Below are 26,230 nucleotides of genomic sequence, written 5' to 3'. Positions count from 1 at the left end.
TCTACTCCATCGTTTTAATCATCTTTTCGATGAACTCGATTTCGTTCTTTTCTAAGCCGTATTTTTTGTATAACTGTTGATCGATTTCATGCACAGATTTTTCCCAGTCGATGCCAGAGTTTTCAGTGAAGTCTTGAAGGGGAACATTTGCCCAAGTTTCTTTTTTATTATCCTGTGTCGCTTTTAATGTTCCTAATAATGTTCTAGCAAACTTTGATTTTATGTATTTCAACAAAGAAGTTGCTTCAAATTCTGTTTCAAACTTTCCAATGCTAATAAAAGTTTGAGTGTGGCCGACTATCGGCTCGCCGACTATCGGGGTCGATAGAACTTCGCCTATCGCCCCCGATCCATTTGATTTTGGAACAAATACTTTCCATTTATAAAGGTTTTCATGTTCATCAATGAAATCTTTACAAATAAACTTAAAAACTCTTTCATTGTTAAATCTTCCATATATTTTTATATATTCTTTCTTATCACTAGGTTTTTCATCAAAGAAAAATTCATTCAACTTTTCAAAAATATTCGTTGTTACATCAAACATATGTCCAGAACTTAATAAATCTTTTACGTCAGAATGCATTTCGTGTAATTTTTTTGAAAGTCTATAACTTTCTGGAGCATAAACCAAATCTTTCAATGTTTTAAAATCTTCATGAGTTAAAACTTTATCAAGAATTGAATTTAATTCAGGATAATTTGAGAATAAACCTATTTTTCCAAAAATCTTACTTTCATCTCGCAAAGTTATACAAACACCACCTTTAATATCTGTTCTTGGGAAAACATCATCACTAATCTGGAAGTATTTTACAGCTTTAAAATGTTCATCATTTAATATTTTTTCATTCCATTCTTTTGGAGTTTTCCCAGCTTTAAATAAAAATCTTGCTGGTGTAATCAATGTAACTAAATTGCTTAATTTAAATGCAGCATCATAAAAATAGTGATAGATTGGAGTATCACTAGAACCTTGTAATGTTTCCTGATAAGGTGGATTTCCTACAATTGCATCGAATTTCATATTTGCTGTTCCTTCTTTTTTCCAAAAACCGGGGTTTAAGACTTTGCTGATAAAGCTATCGGGCTTATGTTTTAATTGCATGACAAGATCGTCAAAACTGTGTGAATTTACTTTTGCACCTGTAAAACCTGCAAGCGTTCGCCTCGTAATGCCCTTTGCCATTGGGGTTCTACAGATTACATAAATATTTTCATCCAGAACTTTATCCCAAAGCTCTTTTTCCATTGCTCGTGTCGGTTTCGCTCCCAGTTCGAATTTTGCTCGTGTGCGATATACGGAATATGCACAGTAAAGGGCGTAAAGTCCGCTTTTGGAATTTATTTCGAGAATCTTTGAGTTCTTTTTATAAACGTTTTCGGTTACTTCCGCTTGTTCTACAAAAACGGGTTCCGTTATCGGATTTTCATATTTTTCATCATAAAATCTCCACCCGCCGAGACAGTCTGTCATGTGCATATTTACGACACGCCACGGAGTTAAAACCGTTTCTTTATCGGGATTACGGAATGTATTAAAAATTGTGCCGATGCGTTCAATACGCTCTTCTATGCAAAGATTATCCGCCGCTCTTGCCATTTCTCTGATACGTTTTCCGGCTGCATGGAATACATCGGGATCATAGTATTTTTTGAATGAGTTGAATACATCTTTTGTAACGCCGACAGGCATGAATTCCGCCCAGGAAATATCATCAACGAGAGCGGTAAAATTATCTATTGTAAGTTCGGCTTCATTATCAGAACCGTCAAGATTTTTATTCAGCTCCGCTCCGTAAATCAAAAGCGGCATTCGAATGGAAATTCCGCGTAAAATTGAAACGGCTGCGTCTCTGTTCTTTTTTGCTTCTGCACGTTTTTCTCTTAAAGCCTGCTCTTTAGGATCTAATTCTCTTTTTTCGTTCAGTTTTTTCTTTGAATCATTTAATTGCTCAAATTCTTCTTCAGTAAATCCCAAAGAGTTAATGTCGATTTCACCGGTTTTCGCCATTGCTTTTGTCGTACCGATGATTTTCTTGAGGCCTTCAAATTCTTTTAACTCAACGGCATCAAGCTTCAGCAAGTCATTATTGTAAAGATATCCGTCTTCAAAACCGTTTCTAACGACCCTTTCGACATAAACTTTTTTAAGCTGCTCAAGCATTTTCGAAGTGTCGTAATCAATCATCTTCGAGCCTTCAAACCCGATTATAGGACAGAAGTTTATAAACTCGCCTAAAATCTCCCTGTCGCTTTCACTTGTGTGACCTGCTTTTGAACTGATTTTTGCGGTTTCCGCAATTACTTTTAGAGTTCTGTCGGGTGCAAAGTCGAATACGAAACATTCTTCTTTTTGTTTTCCGCCGATAATTGCAGGTGTTTGAACACGGAAAATCGTTTGCATATATGTACTTGCCGCGGTTGAATAAGTTCCTGCAAGCATAAAACAAGCGGTCCACGGTTTTACACTGACACCGGTTGTAAGGCGACCGCAGCTTAATGTGATTGTATATGTTTCTTCCGGATGTTTTCCCATTGCTTTTTCAACGGCTGCAAGGGCATCGCTTGAGTCCACTTCTTCGTCGCCGTCTCCGGCAACGTTTACAATTCCAAACTGACTGAAAATCGGATGCTTTTGCAGGAGTTTACTTAAAGCACGGGCTTCTTTTACGCCGGGAATCACCCAAAGTGAATGGCGGAAGTTTTCTCTATATTCCCGAGTTGAATATGGATAGTTGGAGTCTTTATCTTCTTTTGTAAGTAAGTTCAAAAATTGTTTAACATTGCTTTCGTGAATAAAATCTCCGTTCTCATCTACGCGGAAAAACTCTCTAAAATTGAATGCAATATCCGCATCCGCATATTCGGGATACAAAGCTCCAAGGTTGTATGTAAAGATATTGAGTTTCGGCAAACAAGCATAAGGGTTCGGGTCTCCCTGATGGATCGATTCCCACTCGGCTTTTGCTCTCTGCTCCATTATATAGTCCCATGTATAAATTTCATCTTCTTTAAAGTCATCCATCAGATTAAAGGGAGTCCCTGAAAGATGAAGAATCTTTGTATCGGGTTTACGACATTTTGCTATTACATTTTTCCCGAGTTCCGTCTGTGTTCCTTCATGCGCTTCATCGATGATGATTAAATCCCAATCAACATCGAAAATTTCTTCGTTCTTGTCAAACTTGCCGCCTACGATTTCCGAACCGCGCATATCTTGGATGGAAGCAAAATAAATGAAGTGGTAATCGGTTAAACCGTTTTTCTGAGTTGATTTTACCATTTCATGAAAATTACTTTCATCTGACACATCTCCGCCGTTATTTTTTGAAAAATAATAAAAGTCGTTTCTGTCATAAAAGATTTTTGCATAGTCTTCAAACCAACCTTTATCAACTACAGGTCTGTGAGTCAAAATCAAAGTACGGTAGAAGTTCATCTCCTTGATAACCTGAAGTGCAGTAAGTGTTTTCCCGAAACGCATTTTTGCATTCCAAAGCATTTGGTTGCCGGAATTTTTCTTTTTGAACTGTTTGATTGTTTTGTCGATTGCTTCCTGCTGCTCCGGGCGGAACTGAATAGGACTTTTATCTTTTGAAATTTCGGAGGCATTTAATGAAGTTCTTTCCCCTTTTGCTGCTGCAATGGCTTTTTTTACCGTTTCAAGATCCGTATAAAACCATTCATTCGCTTTATGACCATTTGAATCTGTCGCAAAAGATTTTTGTTTGATTCCCGAACGTTTGAGAATATTGTGAATTTCATGATCTTGGAATACTTTCAACTCTTTTCCGGATTGATAGGCGGTTATTTCTGTGTAAAGAAGTTCAAAAGAGACACCTGCTGTCTGTGTCTGATGTCGAATACGCTCTTTTGCAGCGTCATTCAGCATTTTTGAATTAGGCTGTAGCGCAAAATACTGCATTCCGGCTTCGGCACATGAAGCCTCTCCGACTTTTAAGATTCCGTCATGAGCGGAGTCGTTGATTCTATAAACATAAATAAGTTTCGGTTCAAAAGTTTGTTTAAAAGTCGCCATTTTACTTTCCCTTACTGATTAGATCCGCATATCTGATTGACTTGTGAGTTTTCCAATCCATTAACTTACAGTATATGCCGTTATGTTTGAAATGGTTTCCCGTTTTACAGCCTTCACACTCACATACTTGTTCTTTTTTATACATATATTCAAAAAGAGACAGTTGCTCAGCTTCTTTTTTTTCTGTGGTACAGCTTTCCGGAACGACGAATTTTATTCCGTCCATCTGCCAGATATTCCATGAAATGATTTTTGCCAGTTCAACAAGATGAGAAGTCTCTATTTTTTTATTGAATTTTACTTCAAAGTATTCAACGACATCAAAAAGAATGTTTTCACGCGCTATAAGTAAATTATCGCCTTGCCAGTCAAAACCGTAAATACTCTGAACGGCTCTATATGCCCATGTCAGCCACTTGTCTTCTAAGTCTGTATTTTCACTGATAACGCGTAATTTTCTGTCTAAAAGTCCTATTCTATCTGGAACTTCTATATAGTTTCCCGATACCGTATCATATCGACTTGTGATATACGGTGCCTCTCCGCAGGAAATTTCCATGCGATCCGATTCAACATAATCCGTCCATCCTTTTCCTTGCTCCGTCGAAAATTTAATTTTATTTTTATTGGAAATCCAGCTGGTTTCTGTTTCTACATTAAAAATATTTTCTCTTCCGAACCATGCATTATCTATGAGGTTGTTTTGTTTATTGCATATCCATGACGGAGTGAATACTTCCCCCTTATCTCTAATACGCCGTTGCTGGTCATGCCTACTTTTTTCTACACGAGGTTTAATTATATTTCCATGTCTGGAAGTGATAAGATGTATGGCAATGGGCTGATTATATTCATATTGCGAACCGTATTTTTTGTAATTGTCGGTACACCACATAATATTTCTATCAGTGGTTCTGTCTTTTAAGAGGAGGACTAATATTTCTCTATCCATCTGTAAAAGCTGATTTTCTCTTACATCAACTGATTTTTTTTCTTCTTTTATCATATTCAGCAGTTTATTCCAATCTTTCAAGAAAACGTATGATTATTTCACTTTGTCGTATTCGACAAAATTTCCTTTCAGAAATCAAAATAAATCGGGATTTATGGTAATACGGTTTTCAAATTTTTTCATTTTACTGATGCAAACTCTTTATATTTTTATCGTGTCTTTTGAATTCACCATACCTACAACACCAATAATTATAGTATACTATAAGATAGGTAAATTTAAAAGAACCAATCTACGTATTTTGAACTGGAAATTTTATATCTTCATCTATTGCCTATATGTATACGGTCGAACATCTTCGAAATTTTCAGCTAAAAATTTTCATGTTGCTTTTAGTCTAAAACTATTTACAATAGTCGCTATATAATATTGTAAATAAAACGATAGCGGATATGAATATACGTACGGATATTTGTCTTTCTATACTGAAAATAGTAGTGCTTGAAGTTTTTATAGGAAGTACACATGCCGAATATTGGTGGAATTATAAAATCATTGCAAAATATTATGCGGAAAGATCAGGGAGTTTCGGGGGATGCGCAGCGTATTGAACAGCTGGGGTGGATGGTTACGCTCAAAATTCTTGATGACAAAGAAGCGGAGCTTGAACTTTTGCATGATGAGTATGTTTCGGTAGTGCCGGAAGAATTGAAGTGGCGGAGCTGGGCGGCTGACGGCGAAGGGGTTACCGGGGATGAGATGAAAGATTTTGTCGATACGGTATTGTTCCCCGGACTGCAAAATCTTGATGTTTCGACGGGAAATAAACGTGCAGTTTTGCTTCGTGATATTTTTGCGGGGACGAACAACTATATGAAAAACGGCACAATTATCCGGCAGGTGGTGAATAAGCTGAATGAAATTAATTTTAATGCGAGTGAAGACCGGCATCTGTTTGGAGATATTTACGAAAGTTTGTTGCGCGATTTACAGAGTGCGGGGAACTATGGAGAGTTTTACACTCCACGTGCTGTAACGGAAATAATGACGGAGCTGATAAATCCGCGGCTTGGAGAAAAGGTTCTGGATCCTGCATGCGGCACCAGCGGCTTTTTAACAAGCACAATCGAAAATATCCGTGCGAAGGATGTTCATTCCGTTGAGGATTTGAAGGTGCTGGAAGAAACGATACGCGGTCATGAGCTGAAGCCGCTGCCGTTTATGCTCTGTGTTACGAATCTGATTTTGCATGATATTGAAGTACCGAATGTGATGAATGGGGACAGCTTGAACCGCGAATACACGAGCATTACGGAGCGAGACCGTGTTGATGTGATTCTTGCAAATCCGCCGTTCGGTGCAAGTGTCAGCGATGGGGTTGAAACAAACTATCCGGCTCAGTTCCGCACCACAGAAAGCGCAGATTTGTTTTTGCTGTTGATGATCCGCTTGCTTAAAAAAGGTGGACGCGCTGCGATTGTGCTGCCGGATGGGTCGTTGACCGGGGATGGTGTAAAGCAGAGAATCCGGCAGGAGTTTTTAGAGCAGTGTAATGTGCACACGATCGTGCGTTTGCCTAACTCCGTGTTTCAGCCGTATGCGTCGGTAGCCACGAATTTGTTGTTCTTTACAAAAGGTGAGCCGACACGGGACATCTGGTACTGGGAGCATAAACTGCCGGAGGGGCAGAAATCCTACTCCAAAACAAAGCCTATTCGGAAGAGTGAGTTCGAACCGCTAAAAGCATGGTGGAATAGCCGTGTCGAAAATGAACACGTCTGGAAGGTCAATATTGAAACCTTAAAAACCAACGGCTATAACCTGGATATAAAAAATCCATATATAAAGGAAGAAGAAGTAACGCACACCACGGCGGAATTGCTGGAGCTGCTGCACCAGTCATTTATGAAAAGCGATGCGCTGCTGACAAAGTTGAGGGAAGCGGTGAAATAAGCTACGGAGACGATTCAGTGCCGACATAAATGCATTCACCTTTGTCGATGAAATAAGCAAACCGCCCATCATTCCGCAGGCGTACACCTTATGAAACAGCCCAAAGGCTGCAAGCAGCGTTGTTTTCAGTGTTCCCGTCATACCGGCAGCCCATATCGTGAGCGCATACAGCAGCACATATCCCGCTATCCCGATAACTGCACTCCGCCGTTTCCCGCACAGCATACCCGTTATCCCGACCAGCAGAACCAAGCCGAGGTTATACTCAAGGGACGGAGAAATTGAGGCGGCAATCACGCACAGCAGTAGTATAAAAAGCTTTGTCCGCGGATCAAAAATAAAGCTTACTCGTTTTTCCACAAAAACATCCTCGATACCATAATCCTTAATTTATCAATTCATAATATTTTGTCGGGCTAAAAATCAACGGCTTATCAATTTTAACTTCTTCAAAATCTTTATCACCTGTTATCAAAACATCCGAGTCTGACAATATTGCTGAAACCAATACAGGCAAATCTCTTATATCACGAATTCTGGGATATTTTGTTTCATCGTATTTTTCGGGACTTTGAAATTTCTCATAGCTAATGCCTTCAAAAAATGCATCAAGTAAATCCATTTGTGCGGGGAACTTCTTTTCAAAAACTTCGCGGCATTCATATTTTGTGTATGACGATATTATTACCGTATGCTTTTCAAGTAGATGAGAAAAGACAAATGCTGTTTTTCCGTTAGGAAATAATATCGCTGAAATTATGACATTGGCATCTACAAAAACTCTCATCGATTCTTTCGCAATGCTTTGATATAGGCTACGACATCTTCTTCCGACTTAAAGTCTGCATTTTCTGCTGTAGTTGACATCTGCCTTTGAATATTCGCCAATGCAATCAAAGAAGCGTTTGTGATGTAGAATTTTCCTTGATTTTCTTCAAAAAATACTTTATCTCCCGTTTTCAACTGCAAAGCTTTCCTTATCGTCAGAGGAATTGTTATTTGACCTTTTGACGTTACTTTAGCTAATTCCATATCAAGGCTCCTTACATTCCTTACTCACAATATAACCTATTAACTCCTAAAAAACAAGAAGTCCTGTATTTTCTCTTTTGTGCTCTTAGCAATCTTGAGCAGTTTTTCAATTCTACCGCAGGAGAACTACAGAGCACGCAAAGGATTCATCAACAGCTTTAAAAATGCGGAAGATTCCTCATTACCAATTATGAATTACAGCACCCCCGCCTTTTCAAATTGTTTTTTCAGCATTTTCCCGCCGACCCATGCACTGAATGCCGCTGTAAGCAGTGTTCCTCCGATAATTACCGCAGGCATCCACCCTGTCGCCGATGCGTTCATCGTTTCGATATAAGAGGCATCCGTTCCCTTTTTGAGCATCGCTTGTGTCCATCCTGCAGGATCGATAAAGAAAATAAGATAGGTATAGGTATTGGCAAGCATCAGAACCATATACGAAAGCGCGTTTACCTTTTTATTGGTATATCCGCCGAGTCCTGCAATGATATCGGCAATAATGCCCATTGCGATATTTCCAAGCGCCATCGACCAATGCATTCCGGTAACAAAAAAGAGCAGCCCCATAATAATGCCGAGTATGGTAATGCTCCAGCGTTTCCGAACCTTTACCGATAATCCTTTTTTTTCAAAACCGTTTTGATCATTCATATATACCCCCTTTATGATTTAGAATAAAAGCAAAAATCACACTTTTCTCCGTTCATGCCTAAAGTTTTGCTGCGTTCTCACCTATTTTCCATCCGATGGCTTCTTCTCGAATATTTACAAATCGTCTGTAAACCCCCTCTTGAGCCATCAGTTCACTGTGCGTCCCTCTCTGCACGATACTTCCATCATCAATAACAAGAATTTGTTCCGCTTTTCGGACGGTATTCAAACGGTGGGCAATGATAATCAACGTTTTATTCTTTGTCAGTTCATCGATTGCCTTCTGTAATTCCTGTTCATTTTCAGGATCCACACTGGCAGTCGCTTCATCTAAAATTACAATCGGAGCATCTTTTAAAATCGCTCTCGCGATGGAAATACGCTGCTTTTCTCCTCCCGATAACGTAGCTCCGCCTTCTCCGACTTGTGTCCGATAGCCGTTCGGAAGTGCGGAGATAAAATCATGACAGCAGGCTTTTTTTGCAGCAAAGATCACCTCGTCCATTGTCGCATTCGGTTTTCCGAATTTTATATTATTTTCAATCGTATCTTCAAATAAATAAACGTGCTGAAATACGATTGAAAAATTTTTCAAAAGAGTGTCGCAGGTATACTCCTTTACATTAATACCGCCGAGCAAAATCTCACCGTTATCGACATCCCAAAATCTCGCAATTAAACTGCACAGCGTCGTCTTTCCGGAACCGGAAGAACCTACAATCGCGCAGCCGGTTTTTTGCGGAACTTGAAAGCTCACATCGTGTATAACTTCTTTGCCGTTATATGAAAAAGACACATTCCGAACCACGATATCGTAACAAGCGGGAGTAAGCGCTTTGCCGTTTTCATCTAAAAGCGGTATTTCGGATATTTCATCAAGCCTGTTAAGCGATGCGTCTACCGCTCTTGCTACGGCCGCCGTACTTCCGGCAAGTTCCACTGTAGAATAAATCATAAAGCTTGCAATCGTCAGCAGCAGACATTTGGGTGCAGTGATTTCTCCATGAATCAAAAGATACGGTACTATGATTAAGATTGCCGCCCGGATGAACTTAAATACCATTTGAAAGGCTGCTGCCAATCCTGAAAACACTCTTTCCAGAACGATATTCGATTCTGCACTTTCATAAATGGCGGCATCTACCGCTTTGCCGGATTGTTCATAAAGACCAAAAGCTCTTACCACACCCATTCCTTGGATATATTCGAGTATTCCGGTTACAAGCCCCGCCTGTGCCGCCTGCCTGCGCGGAGCATATTTTTCTCCCGCTGTCTGCGTTTTTTTATATACAAGGCTTGAAATCAGAAGCCCCGCAAACATTAAAAGCCCTATTCTCCATTCATAGATTAAAAGCCACAAACCGATGATAACCGCATGTACAAATCCGCCTGCCACGGTTTCCAGTATAGTTACCGCGCTTGTTTCAAGATCACCGAGTGTGGTCGTTGCGGCAGCGGTAATATCGCCCAGACGATGTTCGCTAAAATATCCCATTGGCGCACGTTTTAATTTTTCACCGAGTTCCATGCGCCAATTTGAACACATAGCAAAACTTCCCAACGTCCTTTGTACGGAAGATACATTGATAAAAATAATTTTACCGATAACACTCAGGATCATAATTCCGAATGATACCCAAATTACGCGGTGAGGCATAGCGCTCCCCTCAGTAGATGATAATATCCCCGTTAATACGGTTAAAATTGCCATAATAGGGAGCATTTCAAAAAACGAATGGCATATATGAAAAACAAAAGACAGTATCAGTTTTCTTTTTTCAGTGCCTGCAAATTCAAGCAAGCGTTTGAACATTTTAAGCATGTTGTATATCCTCCTTTCCGTCGGGTATCTCTAAAAGCTGACCGAGTTTTTAGAGATACCCATGTGCTTCCCATAGTTTATGATACAGTGAACAGGTTTCCAAGAGTTCTTCATGCCGTCCTTGGGCTTCTATCTTTCCTTGATTCATTACGATAATTTTGTCTGCCATTGTGATCGTGGATAATCTATGAGCGATGACGATCAAGGTCTTGCCGCTAATCAGTTCTCCGATGGAACGTTGAATCACCGCTTCATTTTCAGGATCGGTAAAAGCGGTTGCTTCATCCAGAATAATGATAGGACTGTTTTTTAATATTGCTCTTGCGATTGCGATACGCTGTTTTTCTCCGCCTGAAAGATTGTTGCCGCCGTCGCCTGCTATCGTGTCGTAACCATTCGGAAGTGATGTAATAAATTCATGACAGCTTGCCCTTTTCGCCGCCTGCACAATTTCTTCCTCCGTAGCATCCGGTTTTCCTATTCTGATATTTTCTTTGATAGACAGATGAAAGAGATAGTTATCTTGCGAAACATACGAGACATAATCCATCACTTGTGAAAGGGGAATATTCCGTACCGGATAACCGCCGATAATCACTTCACCGCCGCTTGCCTCCCAGAAAGATGCAATCAACCGTGCAACCGTAGATTTACCGGAACCTGAAGGTCCTACAATAGCGGTCATTCCATCCGGTACGGTTTGAAAGGTAAGATCATGCAAAACTTCCGTATCTCCATACGAAAAACTGACAGATGAAAATACTATTTGATTTCCTTCCAGCGGAACATTTTCCTGAGGCCGGTTTATTTCATCTGTCTCCAAAAGTTTTGCAATTTCTTTGACGGTGGAATCCACCATTGCAAGGCTGTCGGTATAGCGCAATGCCTGAATGAGCGGAGCGATAAGACCGAGAGATAAGATGATACACGATATGAAATTTCCGGAAGATAACGTACCTTGTATAAAAAACAAACTGCCAAGCGGTAATACGCCCAAAAGGCTTGCCGGAGCGATGGCAAGTCCCGCTGCATAATACGGGTTTGTTAATTTGAACCATTCTTTTTTTGAAACTTCGTTTTCTTTTACGGCTTCCGCATATTTGCGATACGAGGTACTGCTTTGATTAAAAGCTTTAATAACCTCAATTCCGCCGATATATTCTACTGTGGCTGCGTCCATATTTTTACCGGCAGTCAGAACTTTAGCGTAGCGTTTTTCATAATCTTTCATCATACCCATGTAACAAATAAGTCCTATGGGAAATGTTGCAAATGCGATAAGAGCCAGCTTCCAATTCAGAACAAAGAAGTAGACAAACATTAAAACCGGTACAAGCAAATTTGCGGTAAGTTCCGGTATTATATGAGCAAGCGGCAGTTCCAGTTTCTCTACCGTATCAACCAGCATTGTCTTAAATTTTCCGGAGGGAGTATCCAGCACAAAGCCCATCGGAACACGAGCAAGCTTTGCTGTCAGCTGCATACGAATATTTTTTAATACGGTGAATGCCGCACGATGCGAGCGTATCGTAGATAAGGTTGAACATCCGAGCTGCATCAGATAACCTGCAAGTGCAATTACCGCCATTGCAACGATGATACGCATATTATAATCTTTCGCACATAAAGCGATAATGATTTTAGACACCGCAAGATACGGTATAACGCCCGCCACCGCTCCCAGAACCGCCAAAATAACGGCACTGACAAGCAAATTTTTGCATGATGTTGCAAAGGCAAGCAGCTGTTTTATCGAGCTTTCTTTTGAGCTATTCTCTTTTTTACTCACGATATTTTTTCTCCTTCTTACCGACTTTTTTTAAGATGCCTTTATACAAGCTTTAAAATTCCGTCCCAGCCCGAATTAAAGAAAGCTGCAAGCTCTTCAATATACCCCATAGCCTTTTTCCTCGTCATATCGTGAACCACCGTTTCAAACGCTGCCGTAAAGTACGCGCTGGTAATCATGTGATGAAGTTCACGACTGACGCTTCCTTTAATTTTATTTTTTTTCCGCAGAAGTCTGTAATATTTTTCTGCACGTTCTACCTCAAGCTCCACAAGTTCATGGGTATAATTCTCGTATTTTGTCCCTTCCGCACAGCAAAGTACAAGTTTAAATTCATCAAAATGATCATAAACATAGCTTATGAAATGTCTTAAATACTCCGTTGACAATTCTCTACTTTTGGCAGTATCTCCTGAAGGAATCAAATCAAGATGTGCATCCTGAGCAGCCTTGAACATATTCACCAATCCGTCTGCCGCTTCCGAAACAAGCGCTTCAAATAATGCGGCTTTATCCGGGTAATAGCCGTAGAATGCCCCCTTCGTAAACCCCGCCTCCGCTACGATTTTCCGCAAAGATGCGTCTTTAAATCCTTTTGCTAAAAATTCCTTTTTACCTACTTCCAGCATTTTTCTCTGCGTTTCCGATATGCTCATATATCTTTCCTTCATTTAATATACCATCGGTATATACCACTGGTATATTAGTACGGGGATTTTTTCCTGTCAATATTTTGGAGCGTGGCGTTATGAGGGTGAAACGATGGAAGGTGTTATGATGGGGCAGTTTAGATTGAAAATGAGTGGTTTTTATTGTATCACTCCATATTTCAAAACCTCTGCAAGATACCGGCCGGTAATACTGGCGGGATTTTGGGTAATTTCTTCAGGTGTTCCGTATGCGACGATTTTTCCCCCAGCTGCGCCTCCACCCGGCCCCATATCAATGATGTAATCGCTGTTTGCAATAACATCGAGGTCGTGCTCGATGACGACAACGGTTGCGCCCGCTTTCACAAGCCGGTGAAATACGCCGAGCAGCACTTGTACGTCAAGCGGGTGCAGTCCGATTGTCGGTTCATCAAATACGAACACTGCATCGTTTTGCGTTTTTCCCATTTCGGCGGCAAGTTTGAGCCGCTGCGCTTCCCCGCCCGAAAGAGCAGGGGTATCTTCACCAAGTGTCAGATAGCCGAGTCCCAAGTTCTGTAAAACCGAAAGATTTTCCGCTATCTTGTGCACGCCGGAAGCTGAAAACACGGGAAGCGCTTTGCGTACCGTCATGCGCATAAGCTCCGGAAGCGAATAGCTTTGTTCCGATTTTTTAGGTGTCCATAATATCGACTCGGCTTCTTTGCCGAAACGGGAGCCGCCGCAATCGGGGCACGTGATGGTAACATCCGGCAGAAATTGTACGTCGAGCGATATTTGTCCTGTTCCGTCACAGGTTGGACAGCGGAGTGTTCCGGTATTGTATGAGAATTCACTCGCAGTAAGTTTTTTTTCTTTTGCCGCCTTTGTTCCCGCAAATAGTTTGCGTAAATCATCCGATATGCCGCTGTATGTTGCAATGGTGGATCGGACATTTATGCCGATAGGCGCTGCATCGATGAGATTTACCCGCGTAATTCCTTCAGCCGAAATCTTTGAAACATGCGGCGGAACTTTGTTCCCTCCGGCGGCCGCCTGCAGCGCGGGGATAAGGTTTTCCAGCACGAGGGTCGTTTTACCCGAACCGGAGACGCCTGTTACTGCCGTAAGCCTACCCTTAGGAATATCTACCTTCAGCGCATGTACCGTATGAATCTGCTCTGTTTCCAGATGAATAGTTCCGTTTGCAAACAAATCTTTTTTTGCTGCACGTTTCCGCGTCAGAACGGTTTCCGTTTCCGTGATAAAGCCTGCAATCTTTGAAGCAGGATTTTGCGCAATTTCTTCGACGCTACCCTGTGCGATGACGGTTCCGCCCTCGTTTCCGGCAAGCGGTCCCATTTCGATTATATAATCCGCACGCTTTAACACATGTACATCGTGGTCAACCAGCACAACGGAATTGCCGTCCGCGATTAAACTGTTGACGACTTCCATTAAACCGTCGATATTAGATGGATGCAAACCGATGCTCGGTTCGTCCAGCACATACAAAACGCCCAGTGTTTCGTTGCGGACGGCACGTGCAAGCTGTACCCGCTGCCGCTCTCCCGTAGAAAGCGTGCTGCTTGCGCGGTCGAGCGAAAGGTAGCCGAGACCGAGGTCTTTCAGCCGCCGTGCATTATCCGTCAACGAGCCGATAATGCTCAACGCCATCGGACGCATCTCCGGAGGCAGCGTTGCGGGAACGATATCCACCCATTGGAGCAATTCGTCAAGTGTCAGCGCCGTCGCTTCGGCAAGATTTTTACCTGCAAGTGTTGTCGCTCTGACGGCTTTTGAGAGCCGCGTTCCTTTGCACTCCGGGCACGGCGCCTCACGTAAGAATTTGCGGATTTTATCCAAGCCCTTTTCCGATTCGACATTATGCAGCGCATTTTCGGCAGCGCGGTGTGCATTATAGTAGGTGCAATTCAGTTCAAACACTTTGCCGTTTTTGGAATGCCATACTATCATCTTTTTGGTTTCTTCGCCTGCAAAGACGGTGTGCCGCTCTTCTTCGGTAAGTTCGGAAAACGGCACGTCGATGCGCACTCCAAGTTCGGCTACGGTTTTCGGCATCGCAATAAGCCCGAAAAGCTTCCACGGCAACACGGCTCCGTCCTCGATGGAGAGGCTTTCATCGGGCACCAGTGTACTGTCATCCACTTCGCGCACCATGCCCGTGCCGCTGCAGACCGGACATGCGCCGTCCGAATTAAATGCCATGGCTTCCGCACCGGGACCGTAAAACGATTCACCGCATACGGGACAGACAATCGGCTGCATCAGCGCGACCGCCATACTCGCCGGTGTGCGGTGCCCGTTCGGACATACATGGCTGCCGAGCCGGGAAAACATCAATCGCAGACTATTCAATAGTTCCGAAGCGGTACCGAACGTGCTGCGCACTCCGGGAATACCCGGTCTTTGATGCAGGGCAAGTGCAGCAGGAATATGGTGTATCTCATCGATATCCGCCCGGCCGCTCTGTGTAATTCTTCGTCTGGTATATGTAGACAGCGCTTCCAAATACCGTCTGGAACCTTCGGCATACAGCGTTCCCAGCGCCAGCGAAGATTTACCGGAACCGGATACACCCGCAATAGCAACTAGCATTTCAAGCGGAATATCCACATCGATATTTTTCAAATTATGTACCCGCGCTCCTTTGATGCTGATATGGCGTGGACGCCTTTTTTTATCGTGCTGCATACATTCTTCTTTACCTTTACTCATAACCGATAATAACATTATTTCTTGTATACGGCAGTCCATTTTATCTCTCTATTCCTCTCACGGTTATTTTTATGTTTAGCAGACAACTGATAGAAAATAAACAGTAATCTTTCTTTTTATGCTTCTGTTTACATAAATATTAAGCCATTAATCACGGTTCCAATTACATTGTTTTCCAACAACGTTCTTTCATAAAGCCGGAAATAATGGATAGATCTTCTCCTTCGTAATATTTTACTAATAACTGCTTAAACTTAGGAACTTCCTTTTCCGGAATTACAATAAAACCGCCGCCATGTGAAATTAAATAATGATTTGCAAAAATAACGGCTGCTCTTTTATTGCCGTCAAGAAATATCTGTGTCTTCATACAATAAAGGCATAGTTTGATAGCAATAGTAATCGCATCATCATTTTCCTCGATAATCTTTTGAATGGTATCTTTAACATCCGCTTCATTCGGTAAAGGCGGAATATATGATGAACCGCCGATGGTTACCGGAACACCGCGAATCCGGTCGCCTTCCGCAAAAAAACCTTCATTTACCAGTTTTGCAATATAACTCAGCATATAATAGTCTGATCTACTTGCAATAACATCTTTATCCAAAATAAACTCCCAAGCATGTTTCAAGTTCAAAATCTTTTGCACATCAGCTGCTGTCATGCCGGAAACCTTTCCGTTGTCTATAATTTCTTCCGTCTGTGGAAAAGATGTTGCAACACCCTCCAAGACAGCTTGATCATAGATATTTATTTTCATATTGGCTCTTGCGAATGCGATATTTGCTATGACTTTGGAAGATAGTCCGTCTTCCGAATATCCGGCAATCGCCAGTTGTTTTTCTATATCTCTCAGTTCTTTTCTTATTACACGAGCTTCTTTTGCATTACGAAGGAGCAGGTTATATAACTCATCTGTATAGACCCCTACGTATGTCGATGTCTGTTTACCGGCTACACGCTTTCTAACATATACATATTTTCCATCGCCGCGTTCTTTAATTTCAGGCGTACCGTCATACGGCAGTAAATGTAATCTGGCATAAAGATCGGCACGAACCCTAAGGAATTCCTGTATTTCATTGTATTTTGCTGCCATTAGCTTTTCTCCTTTAGGGAGTATTTATTACAATTATCATACTATTATGCTCCCCAAAACTCAAGCAGAATTCAAGGTTTCTCTCAAGAACTGCCGATAGCCTCAACCAATGCTTTTTTAGTTATGCGGATTGCACATCAGCAATCGCCGTTTTCCAATTTGTCTTATCTTTCGTTAGTGATTTTAATTCCGTGAGTATTGCTTTATCGGTTGATTTTGTTGCCATTGTACAGGGATCAGGTTAATATTTTTAAGCCGTATCTTTCATACTTTGTAATCTGTCTATCAACGGATAAAAAATAGTAATCAGACTTTATGGATTGCCAAATCATAATTCGATCAAACGGATCTTTGTGTTCTATTGGTAATTTATAAAAAGTAATTAATTCATCATTTGAAAAAGCTCTGCATTTTAAAAAACTATTTGCTACTTCTTCGTAGAATTCTTCCGGTTTCATTCCTTTTAGGGATAATTTTCCCATATTAAACTTTATCGATATTTCCCATAAGCTCGCTTGACTATAAAAAACTTCATTTTCATCTGCTAATAGTTTATGATACACTGACTGAGATATTTTACTTGTATCAATAAATGCCCACAATAAATAGTGCGTATCTAATAGGATTTTCATACAGTAACAAACTCTTCATCGGTTATCGCCCAATTCTCACTAAATTCAACTTGTACTTTTCCTTCCAATGTACCAAGCTGCCGTGTTTTTATTCTTTTATATTCTTCGATTGGAACAATAACGGCTATTGTTTCTTGTTTTCGACCAAATGCAATACCGATTTCGTTACCTAATGCTACTTCTTTCAGAAGTGCAGAGAAATTCATCCTTACTTTAGCAACCGATAATGTTTTCATACGGATACAATACTATATGTGTACAACATGGTCAAGTTGTGTTTTATATTTCCAGCCATGCCAGTAGGTATCGTCATAACATAATTCGGACATTATAAGCCATGTTTTTCCCTTATACGGGAAACTGCATCCTCGACAGAAGAATATCTGCCGTTTTCATATTACTTCTATCCTCATTAAAAACATCACTATTACCGATTCGCTCTCGGATGATGCGTATATCATAACCGGATTCCAGTCGACGTGTTGCAAATGAGTGGTAGAAAGCATCGCTGCCAACTTTCGAAAATAAGATGCTATCAATGCCTCAGAAGTGGAAACCTCAAAATGGCTGCAGCTTATTATAAAGGATTTTGCACTTTGCATCGGTACGTTTCGCCCCACTGAGCCATTGCATCCAAAACTGGCTTTAGGCTCCAGCCCGTTTCCGTAAGCGAATACTCGACACGCGGCGGGATTTGCGCGTATATTTTGCGGTTCACAAGACCGTCGTCTTCCATCGAACGCAAATGAGCAGTCAGTACCTTTTGCGATATGCCGCTCACCGATTTTTTTAATTCGCCGAACCGTTTGGTTCCCGTCAGTAAATCCCGCAGAATCAGTATTTTCCACCGGTCGCTTATCAGCGTAACGGTGAGTTCGACATCGCAGTGCGGCAATTGTTTTTTCATCATTGTCTTACCCTATAAGGTATCTAAAAGATACTATAGCACAAAAAAGTGCCTACTTGATGATTATATACTTCCATTATTATTCTATACAAGAGGCATAACGCCAAAATATACATTATAGGAGTACGATGATGAAAGTAGCGGTTATTTGCGCGAATGGCAAAGCCGGGCGGTTGATTACAAAAGAGGCGGTTGACCGAGGCCTTGATGTTACTGTAGTTATAAGGTCAAAGAATGAAAGCGCGGCGACAAAGGTTATTCAAAAGGACTTGTTCGATCTGACGGTTGACGATTTGAGAGGTTTCGATGTCATTATCGATGCATTCGGTACGTGGAGACCGGAAACGTTTGCGCAACACGGCAGTTCGCTGAAAAAATTATGCGATATGCTTGCCGGTACGGATACGCGATTGTTGATTGTCGGAGGTGCGGGCTGCCTTTATGTGAACGATAAGCGTACGCTTATGCTGATTGATGCGCCGGATTTTCCCGAAGCGTTTAAGCCGCTTGCACAGGCGGAGACGGAGGCCTTTTTAGCGTTGCAAAAACGGGATGACGTTTTATGGACGTATGTGTGTCCGCCGTTCGATTTTAAAGCGGATGGAACGCGTACCGGCAACTATACAATCGGAGAAGATGTATTGCCGCACAATGCAGCGGGAGAAAGTACGGTAAGCTATGCCGACTACGCAATCGCCATTGTTGACGAAGCGGTAAACGGTACGCATATCCGCCAATGTATTTCGGTTGTCGGGAAATAAGCGTTTGACGGCAATGCTGCACGGACATTAAAGCCGTGCGGTACTTCACGCCTGCTCCGTAGTGTTTTTCAGCCGCACTATTTTGCGGTTGAAAATAAACCTTCTCATGACTTTATCCCTCGCCTTTCCCTTAAATTATAGGTAAAAATAAGGGAAAGGTCAGTCGGTTAAGGGAAAACCTTTTGCCCCACTTATAACACCATACACAGTGTGCCTGCCGTAATTAGCAGCGAACCGATTACCGATTTAGCAGTGATATTCTCGTGGAGGAAAATCACTGCTAAAATCAATGTGATTACAACGCTTAATTTATCAATAGGAACTACTTTTGATGCTTCGCCAAGCTGCAACGCCTTGTAATAACACAGCCACGAAGCACCTGTTGCAAGACCCGAAAGGATCAAAAACACCCAGCTTTTTCTACTGATGTTTACTATTCCGTGTTGAGTATCGGTCAGAAAAACCATACCCCACGCCATTGCCAACACAACAACCGTCCTCAGCGCTGTCGCCAAATTTGAATTTACTCCTTCAATCCCGACCTTTGCCAAAATAGAAGTCAGCGCCGCAAATACCGCGGATAAGAGTGCGAAAACCGCCCACATCATTTTATCATTTCTCCTTTAATATCCGTACTTCTTCCGATTTGCTGCAAGGAAGCAGAGTGTTGCAATAACCGCCATCAGCCCCGCGCCGACAATCGAAAGCCAGATACCGTCGACTCCCCAAAGAAGCGGGAGCAGCAAAACGGCTGCAGCTTGAAACACCACAGTCCGTAAAAATGAAATCGTAGCGGAAACGCTGCCGTTGTTCAATGCCGTAAAAACGATGAGCCGAAGATTGCATAGCCGGAAAAAACTCTTGTTAGGACGGGCAAAATACAAAATCGGAGCGAAGTTTTACCGACATAGTTTGAAACAAAAAATCCGTCGACAACGTTGTAAACGGATGTAAAAATAAGCATAATGATAGTCGGAATGGTAAAGCGCAGCAATTTTATAAAGGTAAACCGCTCCGATAGTTGAATAGTCATAATAACTCCTCATTCCTTGATAAATAAAGGGAGTTATTATAGAAGGTTTTTAACGTTAATGCTACAGGAAATCTATAAAAAACTTGGTTGGATTTTTAGAGATGCCGGAGCTTTTTCTCACTGCATTTTTGTATTTAAAACCGGGGCAGCATTCCTCTATACTGCTCGATGCTGCGCTTTGTTCGCGCCGGTATTTATGTTATAGTAAGATGTGGTGCGGCAGTTTTTATTGATGAAATATACATTCATATAAAACAAACAAAGGAGGATTTTATGACAAAATCTAACAAGGGAGCAGCGGCGCTCATTATAGCCGCATCGCTTATACTGCACGGCTGTTTCTTTCTGGGCGAAATAACGGCTCCGGAAGCTACGCCGTCAAAATCGTATTCTGCAGGCGACGTACTGAATGGGAAAACGATCGTGTGGGTCAACACAGGCGAAGGACGCTGGCGGTTTCTTGCAATGGGAACCCCGTCAAATCCGATGCCGTGGGATCTTGACACTTCGCGGTTTATCAGCACGAAGTCTCTATCCTCAAAAATAGGGGATGGAAAAGAAAACAGCATTTTCTTAAAAAGAGAATTTGAATCGGGCGGTTCTAACATGCGCACGGCGCAGAACAATGCTGTGATGTACTGCATTTCACGGGGAGGATGGCTGCCCTCGCGGGATGAGGCGGAAAAAATGGCTCAATTTACGAGCACGGACTTTTGGACATCCCACTGCGACGCCAGCTCAAGCGCCTTTTACTACAGTCCGCTTCAGCAAAGCTTGCAATCAAAATTCAGGAATAACCGGGATTCAATCGTTGCCATTCCTGTGTACTATCTTGATGCGCAGGGAAATATAACGGAACCCTAATTACCTAATTAAAGGAGATTACACAATGAAAAAAGCACTTACAACATGTTTACTGGCTGCCTTCGTTTTGGCAAATGTAACAGCTGCGGAGTACTACGTTTCAAAAGAAACAGGGAGAAATGGAAACGCGGGCACAAAGGATGCTCCGTTTAAAAACATCGAAAAGGCTGCCGAACAAGCGCAGCCCGGCGATAAGCTGTATGTCGCGGAAGGCAATTACTACGGTGTTCGGGACAAAGGCTTTATCATGATAAAAGTTCCGGTCGAAATTTACGGCGGATATTCCAAAGACTTTTCCCAGCGGGATGTTTTAAAATACCGCACACTCATTATGCCGCCTGCTTCTTCCAACGGAACAGGCCGTGCAAACCGCTTGGTGGAATTTGCTATCAACGGTCCGGCCGGCAGCAAAATGGTGCTTGACGGGCTAATCGTCGATAAAGGAGATTCCAACGGTTACCACGCAACCAAGGGAAAACCTGCCGGTGTGGAAACAGGTATGCTTATCTTACCGCCGGGACAAGGAGAAAACGGCAGCGAAAAAAAAGTTATCACCACCGAAAAACCCTTAGTCGGCGGGACAATTAACAACTGCGATTTCCTTGTTCAAAACTGCGTATTTCTTAATGCTCCCAATTTTGCAATTCAAATGGGCGGTTCGGGAAATTGGAAAATTATTAACAACGTTTTTATCGCAAATGCAATGTCTGCTTGTCAAATTGCGGGAATGATGAATACACCTACCGCTATACGGCTTGAATTTGCCTACAATACGGTGCTGTTCACGTGGCCGCGCACCCACAGCTTCGAAGATATGGGGTATGGCTTCCGCGTTATGACAAAGGTCGAGGTGAACCTGCACAACAACATCATCGGGCTTTCTTCCCTTTCGGCAATCGACCGTTGCTATATCGACAGTCCCGCTTCTATGGAAAACGGACGGAAGGTACTTGTAGACAACAACCGCTTTTTTATGAACAAACAGGCGGATGTAACCCTGCCGGGTTTAGGAACCTTCGAGTATGTGTGGGTAAAAGACTTTGAAGATGTCGACCGCTTTAACAGCGCGGAAGGCAACGAAGAGCTGAAAGATGTCGCTCCGCTTAAAAACGTCTTAAACAAGGCATACTTAGCGGGATTTTTAAACGCCGCTTACAAAGAAAAAACCGACTATGATCCCAATTCTCCCGCCAACGAATTTAGACGTGCAATGGGAATGAACCAAACCATGACCGTTCAAACCGATGTGTCGATGTTTGCGAATAAATATCCGCAAAATGACGCCGTAAAACTGTTCGGCGCAGTAAAGGGATTCGGTGCACAGGCGATTAAGTAATGAGTAAAGGGCAATTACATATTGGAAGTTTTAAAAATTCCGGTGTTTAAAGACGCCCTCATAAGCCATTGAAAACATTACATTGGCCGCTTTGAGTTTAAGAAGATTTCTGCTTGGGGCGGCTTTTTTGTATCCCTATATTTTTATCCCCATAATTAAAAAAAGGAGAAAATCCTCAACCTTGACTTTACTCGTACGGGAGTATAGTATAGGGTCTCTTAAATAATCTTTGGGATGGGATGGCGAAAAAGTAACCGGCTTTTAAGATATCCGTTTCCCGCTTGTCAAAGTAGGTGCTTATGAGTCTAAAAGACGCACTGGTTAAAAAACTATACAAACATCCGCGTGTTATTTTGGGTATTATCCTCGGCATCACGCTCTTTTTTGCGTTGCAGCTTCCGCGTATGCGGTTTGATAACAATAATTTTCGATTTATACCGGAAAGCGATCCTGCCCGTATTGCCGATGCCGAAATGGCAAAAATATTCGGCGATTCGGTTCCGCTCCTTATCGGGATCCAACGGAAATATTCTACCGTCGTAGACCGGGAATTCTTACAAAAAATGCAGGAGCTGGATAAACAGCTGCTAGCGCTGCCGTTGGTAAAAAACATCGTCTCGCTCACAACGACAACTCATATAGAAGCAGTAGGCGATTCTATTGTAAGCGAAAAACTGGTGCCGGAGCATTTGACCGGCTCTTCTGAGGAGCTGAATGCAATAACCCAAAAACTTCGTTCGTTGGATATCTATAACCGCAGCTTGGTTTCGGACGATTTAAAGGCAACGCAGACGATTATCTTCCTTAATGTAAAGCAGGAAGAAAGCGGATTGCCGGAAACGGTTGCCGTGTGCCGTGAGGTGATGCGGCTTGCTGCAGAATGGGATTGTCCGGATTCCGTTACCTATGTAACCGGTGCGCCGGTTTTTAGCGAGATTGTCAATGAAGCGACGGGACACGATTTAATGCTTCTTGTACCCATCGTCGTTGTGGTGGTAGCCGGGGTTTTATTTTTTTCGTTTAGAAGATTTACCGGCGTATTTTTGCCCCTGCTTACCGTTATTATTTCGTGTGTGTGGGCGCTCGGCGCAATGGCGCTGCTGCAAATTCCGTTGACCATCCTTTCGACGGTGCTGCCCGTTATTTTGATTGCCGTCGGCAGCGCGTACGGTATTCATGTTATCAATCATTATTTTGATGAGGTAACACAAAGCAAAGAGATTTCTGCGGAAACCCATTCGGCACAGATTATCGAAGCGATGTCGCGGGTTATTCCGCCGGTCTTTTTGGCGGCGCTTACGACGTTTGCCGGCTTTGTGTCATTCTGCTTTACGAGCGTTGTTCCGATTTTTGAATTCGGTATATTTTCAAGCTTCGGCGTGCTGTCGGCCTTTGTCGTGGCGGTAACCCTTATCCCTGCAATCCTTATGCTGCGCGGGCCGCATAATCCGACCATCAAGGGTAAGTTTGGGGCACAGCCGAGTCACACCGGCATTATCGATCGGATTATCGCCGATACGCTGATGATTGTCCATGCGCATAAGCGCAGCGTGCTTTTAGTCAGTCTGGCCTGTATTATCTTTGCAGGCTTAGGTATTTCAAAGCTCGTTATTGACAACGTATTAATGGAATATTTTGAACCTGATGTACAGGTTGTCCGTTCCGACACATTTATCCGCGAAAATTTCGGCGGGTCAAAGTTGCTGAACCTAATCATTACGGGAGAAAAACAGGGCGATGTTATCCGTCCCGATGTATTGCAGGCAATCGATTCCCTTGCCGAATACGCAGAAGAAAATATCCCCGAAGTAGGAAAGATTACATCGCTTGCGGATGTCATTAAACGGTTTAATCAGGTATATAATGCGGATGCCCCTGCTGCAGGTCTTGCAGTTGCAGATACGGCCTCGCAGCCGCCATCCGGCGGGCAATCGGGAGACGGCTCTATTTCGGTAGGCAGCGGTACGGATTCGGAAGAAGATACTTTTGGAGACTTCGGCGACTTTGGGGATTTCGGAAGCTTTGATGATGCGGAACAGCCCGCTGCCGATAATACCGGGCATGCCGCAGCGGAAACACAAAAAGAGAGGGTGTATACTTTTTCCGAAATTATCGAAAAACTTGCAGATGCCCAAACCGCGCGCCGCGGCAGATATGTTTCCGCCACCGAATTGGTTGATGCCTTAAAGAAAGATATCAATTATAAAGGTGCTTCCTACTACGAAATTCCTACGAATCCTCAAAAGTACGGCAAAGAAACGCAGGAGGAACTTGCGGCGCTTATTCAAAATTATCTGATACTGATGGGTGGCAGTATACAGGACTTTATCGACGATACGAACGCGCCGACTACGCTGAAAGTAAATATTCAACTGCGGACGGTCGGGCAGCAAGACAGCGAAAAAGCGCTGCAAGCGATTATGGCGTTTGTTAAGGACAATTTTCCCAAGGATATAACCGTAGAGCCGAACGGTTCGATGTTTATCGAACAGTCCTTAAATACTCTTGTAGTACAATCACAGCTGATTTCCGTGGCGGTTTCTTTCGGCATCGTATTCCTCATTTTAGCGTTCTATTACCGCTCAATAGTTGCCGGTATTATCGGGCTTATTCCGTTGATGATCTCCGTTGCATTGAATTTCGGTTTTATGGGAATGGTCGGCATAAAGCTCAATATCGGCACGGCGATGGTGGCAAGCTTTGCAATCGGTATCGGTATCGATTATACAATTCACTATCTGGCGGCTTATCATCATGAATGTATCAAACGGCGTAATGATCGGAATTTCCTTATCTATACTTTCTACGGTTCGGGCAAGGCGATTCTGTTTAATGCGGTATCCGTAGGTGCAGGTTTTGCCGTTTTGATGCTGTCAAAATTTAATATGCTGTCCGAACTCGGTTTACTGATTGCCTTGGTGATGGGCACCAGTTCTTTTGCAAGCTTAACGGTACTGCCGACTATTCTTTCGATTGTAAAACCGCGGTTTATTACCAAACCCTTGCCGGGGGATAATGCGGAATCCGTTTCGGAAGATAATCTTGAGTAGAGAATCTACTTGCCGGGCGGCGGATTATTGATGATATTTTACATCGTAAATTACATCTAAGGAAAACCTCTAAAGACTGAAGTTTTTAGAGGTTCCCTGATATTTTTTTGAAATTTTTATGGGAGCGAGGGATGAAAAAATTATCGATGCTTTGTTTTTTGTTGATATGCAGCGCCGCGGTTCTTTTTGCCGAAGAGTCCGCCGAATCCATTATGAAAGGCGCTCCGTCGCAAATAACGATTGAAACAATCGGAACGCGGGCAAAGATGGAAATTCAGCGGAACGGTATCACAATGGCGGAGCTGTTGGTCGATCAGTATTCCGTACAAAAAGAAAACGACCACCGTACTTTTTTGGAAATCAAATCGCCCGCAAATGTAAAGGGCACACGGTTTTTGATGGTCGCAAAAGACGGCGTTATCGATCAGCGGATTTATTTACCGGCGCTCGGTAAAGTCCGCCGTATTACCGGTGAATCGGAAGGTACCGAAAGTTTCCTCGGTACCGATTTTTCGTACAACGATATGTCGTATTTGCAGCGGGACAGCAGTTTGGACACATACACGTTGCTCCGTGAGGAAGAATACGGCGGTGCCTTGTGCTATGTTATCGAAGGTGTTCCCAAGGATACAAAGTCCGAATATTCCAAAACCAATGTATGGGTGGAGAAGGGGAGTAGGCATTTGGTAAAAATTGCCTTTTATGACCGGAAAAACGTATTGGTAAAAATCATGGAGATGAGCAATTACGAGGCAACCCAAGGCGTGGATACTCCGCGGATTACTAAAATGACAACCCTTGCAATGAATACGGCGACAACCATTCACATTATAAAGATGCAATATAATATGAATATACCCGACAAGATTTTTACTCCCCGGTATCTGGAGCAAGGCCGTTAGCAATAGCGAGTGTGTTAATTGCCTATCTATAATT

At 42.6% G+C, this 26,230-nt stretch carries 23 protein-coding genes; 6 read left to right on the top strand and 17 right to left on the bottom strand.

All coding sequences use genetic code 11. From position 1 onward, the window contains the following. Position 1 precedes the first annotated feature (1 nt). A complete protein-coding gene (locus HMPREF1222_RS05450; RefSeq protein WP_016518546.1) occupies positions 2-4,042 on the bottom strand; it encodes an Eco57I restriction-modification methylase domain-containing protein in 4,041 nt (1,346 codons plus the stop codon). A gap of 1 nt (position 4,043) precedes the next feature. Beyond that, on the bottom strand, positions 4,044-5,048 hold the full coding sequence (locus HMPREF1222_RS05445; protein ID WP_016518545.1) for a hypothetical protein: 1,005 nt from the start codon (positions 5,046-5,048) through the stop codon (positions 4,044-4,046). A 471-nt stretch (positions 5,049-5,519) separates the two neighbouring features. Here HMPREF1222_RS05445 and HMPREF1222_RS05440 point away from each other — a divergent pair, with 471 nt between their 5' ends. Further along, positions 5,520-6,947, top strand: a complete 1,428-nt coding sequence (locus HMPREF1222_RS05440; RefSeq protein WP_016518544.1) for a class I SAM-dependent DNA methyltransferase — start codon at positions 5,520-5,522, stop codon at positions 6,945-6,947. Here the strand turns inward: HMPREF1222_RS05440 and HMPREF1222_RS05435 are convergent. From HMPREF1222_RS05435 to HMPREF1222_RS05380, 12 genes are all read right to left on the bottom strand, one after another. After that, complete coding sequence (locus tag HMPREF1222_RS05435; RefSeq protein WP_016518543.1) at positions 6,894-7,307, bottom strand: energy-coupling factor transporter transmembrane component T family protein; 414 nt, start codon at positions 7,305-7,307, stop codon at positions 6,894-6,896. The two genes, HMPREF1222_RS05440 and HMPREF1222_RS05435, sit on opposite strands and share 54 nt — an antisense overlap. A 25-nt stretch (positions 7,308-7,332) precedes the next feature. Beyond that, positions 7,333-7,734, bottom strand: coding sequence for a putative toxin-antitoxin system toxin component, PIN family (locus tag HMPREF1222_RS05430; RefSeq protein WP_016518542.1), 402 nt, complete (start codon positions 7,732-7,734; stop codon positions 7,333-7,335). Beyond that, the gene (locus tag HMPREF1222_RS05425) at positions 7,731-7,979 is read right to left on the bottom strand and encodes an AbrB/MazE/SpoVT family DNA-binding domain-containing protein (protein ID WP_016518541.1); all 249 of its coding nucleotides are present in this window, start codon (positions 7,977-7,979) and stop codon (positions 7,731-7,733) included. The genes HMPREF1222_RS05430 and HMPREF1222_RS05425 overlap by 4 nt, the downstream gene beginning before the upstream one ends. Positions 7,980-8,174: 195 nt before the next feature. Next, complete coding sequence (locus tag HMPREF1222_RS05420) at positions 8,175-8,630, bottom strand: MptD family putative ECF transporter S component (protein WP_016518540.1); 456 nt, start codon at positions 8,628-8,630, stop codon at positions 8,175-8,177. A 58-nt stretch (positions 8,631-8,688) separates the two neighbouring features. Beyond that, complete coding sequence (locus HMPREF1222_RS05415) at positions 8,689-10,452, bottom strand: ABC transporter ATP-binding protein (protein ID WP_016518539.1); 1,764 nt, start codon at positions 10,450-10,452, stop codon at positions 8,689-8,691. A 49-nt stretch (positions 10,453-10,501) separates the two neighbouring features. Continuing rightward, entirely contained in the window at positions 10,502-12,241 is a 1,740-nt protein-coding gene (locus tag HMPREF1222_RS05410; protein WP_016518538.1) for an ABC transporter ATP-binding protein, read from the bottom strand. 41 nt (positions 12,242-12,282) lie between these two features. Continuing rightward, positions 12,283-12,897 (bottom strand): TetR/AcrR family transcriptional regulator, encoded by a 615-nt coding sequence (locus HMPREF1222_RS05405; protein WP_016518537.1) that lies wholly within the window; start codon positions 12,895-12,897, stop codon positions 12,283-12,285. Positions 12,898-13,050: 153 nt separating this feature from the next. Beyond that, on the bottom strand, positions 13,051-15,585 hold the full coding sequence (locus HMPREF1222_RS05400) for an excinuclease ABC subunit UvrA (RefSeq protein WP_038076892.1): 2,535 nt from the start codon (positions 15,583-15,585) through the stop codon (positions 13,051-13,053). A gap of 187 nt (positions 15,586-15,772) precedes the next feature. After that, entirely contained in the window at positions 15,773-16,711 is a 939-nt protein-coding gene (locus HMPREF1222_RS05395; protein ID WP_016518535.1) for a DUF6788 family protein, read from the bottom strand. A 236-nt stretch (positions 16,712-16,947) separates the two neighbouring features. Then, positions 16,948-17,343 carry a type II toxin-antitoxin system VapC family toxin gene (locus HMPREF1222_RS05390; protein WP_016518534.1) on the bottom strand — a complete coding sequence of 132 codons (396 nt, stop codon included), beginning with the start codon at positions 17,341-17,343 and terminating at the stop codon, positions 16,948-16,950. After that, positions 17,340-17,579 (bottom strand): type II toxin-antitoxin system Phd/YefM family antitoxin, encoded by a 240-nt coding sequence (locus tag HMPREF1222_RS05385; RefSeq protein WP_016518533.1) that lies wholly within the window; start codon positions 17,577-17,579, stop codon positions 17,340-17,342. The genes HMPREF1222_RS05390 and HMPREF1222_RS05385 overlap by 4 nt, the downstream gene beginning before the upstream one ends. Positions 17,580-17,920: 341 nt before the next feature. Further along, positions 17,921-18,253 carry a winged helix-turn-helix transcriptional regulator gene (locus tag HMPREF1222_RS05380; protein WP_006188030.1) on the bottom strand — a complete coding sequence of 111 codons (333 nt, stop codon included), beginning with the start codon at positions 18,251-18,253 and terminating at the stop codon, positions 17,921-17,923. Positions 18,254-18,378: 125 nt separating this feature from the next. On the opposite strand from HMPREF1222_RS05380, the gene HMPREF1222_RS05375 reads away from it, so the two are divergent. Further along, positions 18,379-19,011: an NAD(P)-dependent oxidoreductase gene (locus HMPREF1222_RS05375; RefSeq protein ID WP_006188029.1), complete on the top strand. Its 633-nt coding sequence runs from the start codon at positions 18,379-18,381 to the stop codon at positions 19,009-19,011. Between the two features lie 191 nt (positions 19,012-19,202). Here the strand turns inward: HMPREF1222_RS05375 and HMPREF1222_RS05370 are convergent, their stop codons facing one another. Genes HMPREF1222_RS05370 through HMPREF1222_RS05360 form a run of 3 tightly spaced genes read right to left on the bottom strand, consistent with a single transcriptional unit; the run spans position 19,203 to position 20,044 of the window. Beyond that, the gene (locus tag HMPREF1222_RS05370) at positions 19,203-19,619 is read right to left on the bottom strand and encodes an EamA family transporter (RefSeq protein ID WP_016518531.1); all 417 of its coding nucleotides are present in this window, start codon (positions 19,617-19,619) and stop codon (positions 19,203-19,205) included. A gap of 15 nt (positions 19,620-19,634) precedes the next feature. Then, on the bottom strand, positions 19,635-19,826 hold the full coding sequence (locus HMPREF1222_RS05365) for a hypothetical protein (RefSeq protein ID WP_038076538.1): 192 nt from the start codon (positions 19,824-19,826) through the stop codon (positions 19,635-19,637). Continuing rightward, a complete protein-coding gene (locus tag HMPREF1222_RS05360; RefSeq protein WP_016518530.1) occupies positions 19,823-20,044 on the bottom strand; it encodes a hypothetical protein in 222 nt (73 codons plus the stop codon). Before HMPREF1222_RS05360 ends, HMPREF1222_RS05365 begins: the two co-directional genes overlap by 4 nt. A gap of 273 nt (positions 20,045-20,317) precedes the next feature. Here HMPREF1222_RS05360 and HMPREF1222_RS05355 point away from each other — a divergent pair, with 273 nt between their 5' ends. The 4 genes from HMPREF1222_RS05355 to HMPREF1222_RS05340 all read left to right on the top strand — a co-directional run bounded on the left by HMPREF1222_RS05355 (position 20,318) and on the right by HMPREF1222_RS05340 (position 26,196). Beyond that, a complete protein-coding gene (locus tag HMPREF1222_RS05355; protein WP_016518529.1) occupies positions 20,318-20,908 on the top strand; it encodes a hypothetical protein in 591 nt (196 codons plus the stop codon). 25 nt (positions 20,909-20,933) lie between these two features. Continuing rightward, on the top strand, positions 20,934-22,244 hold the full coding sequence (locus HMPREF1222_RS05350) for a right-handed parallel beta-helix repeat-containing protein (RefSeq protein ID WP_006188024.1): 1,311 nt from the start codon (positions 20,934-20,936) through the stop codon (positions 22,242-22,244). Between the two features lie 299 nt (positions 22,245-22,543). Next, positions 22,544-25,294 (top strand): efflux RND transporter permease subunit, encoded by a 2,751-nt coding sequence (locus HMPREF1222_RS05345; RefSeq protein ID WP_016518528.1) that lies wholly within the window; start codon positions 22,544-22,546, stop codon positions 25,292-25,294. A gap of 131 nt (positions 25,295-25,425) precedes the next feature. Beyond that, positions 25,426-26,196, top strand: coding sequence for an outer membrane lipoprotein-sorting protein (locus tag HMPREF1222_RS05340; RefSeq protein WP_016518527.1), 771 nt, complete (start codon positions 25,426-25,428; stop codon positions 26,194-26,196). Positions 26,197-26,230 lie beyond the last annotated feature (34 nt).

The sequence above is a fragment of the Treponema vincentii F0403 genome, from assembly GCF_000412995.1.
Taxonomy (GTDB): domain Bacteria; phylum Spirochaetota; class Spirochaetia; order Treponematales; family Treponemataceae; genus Treponema; species Treponema vincentii.
This window is presented reverse-complemented; position numbering and strand designations above follow the sequence as displayed.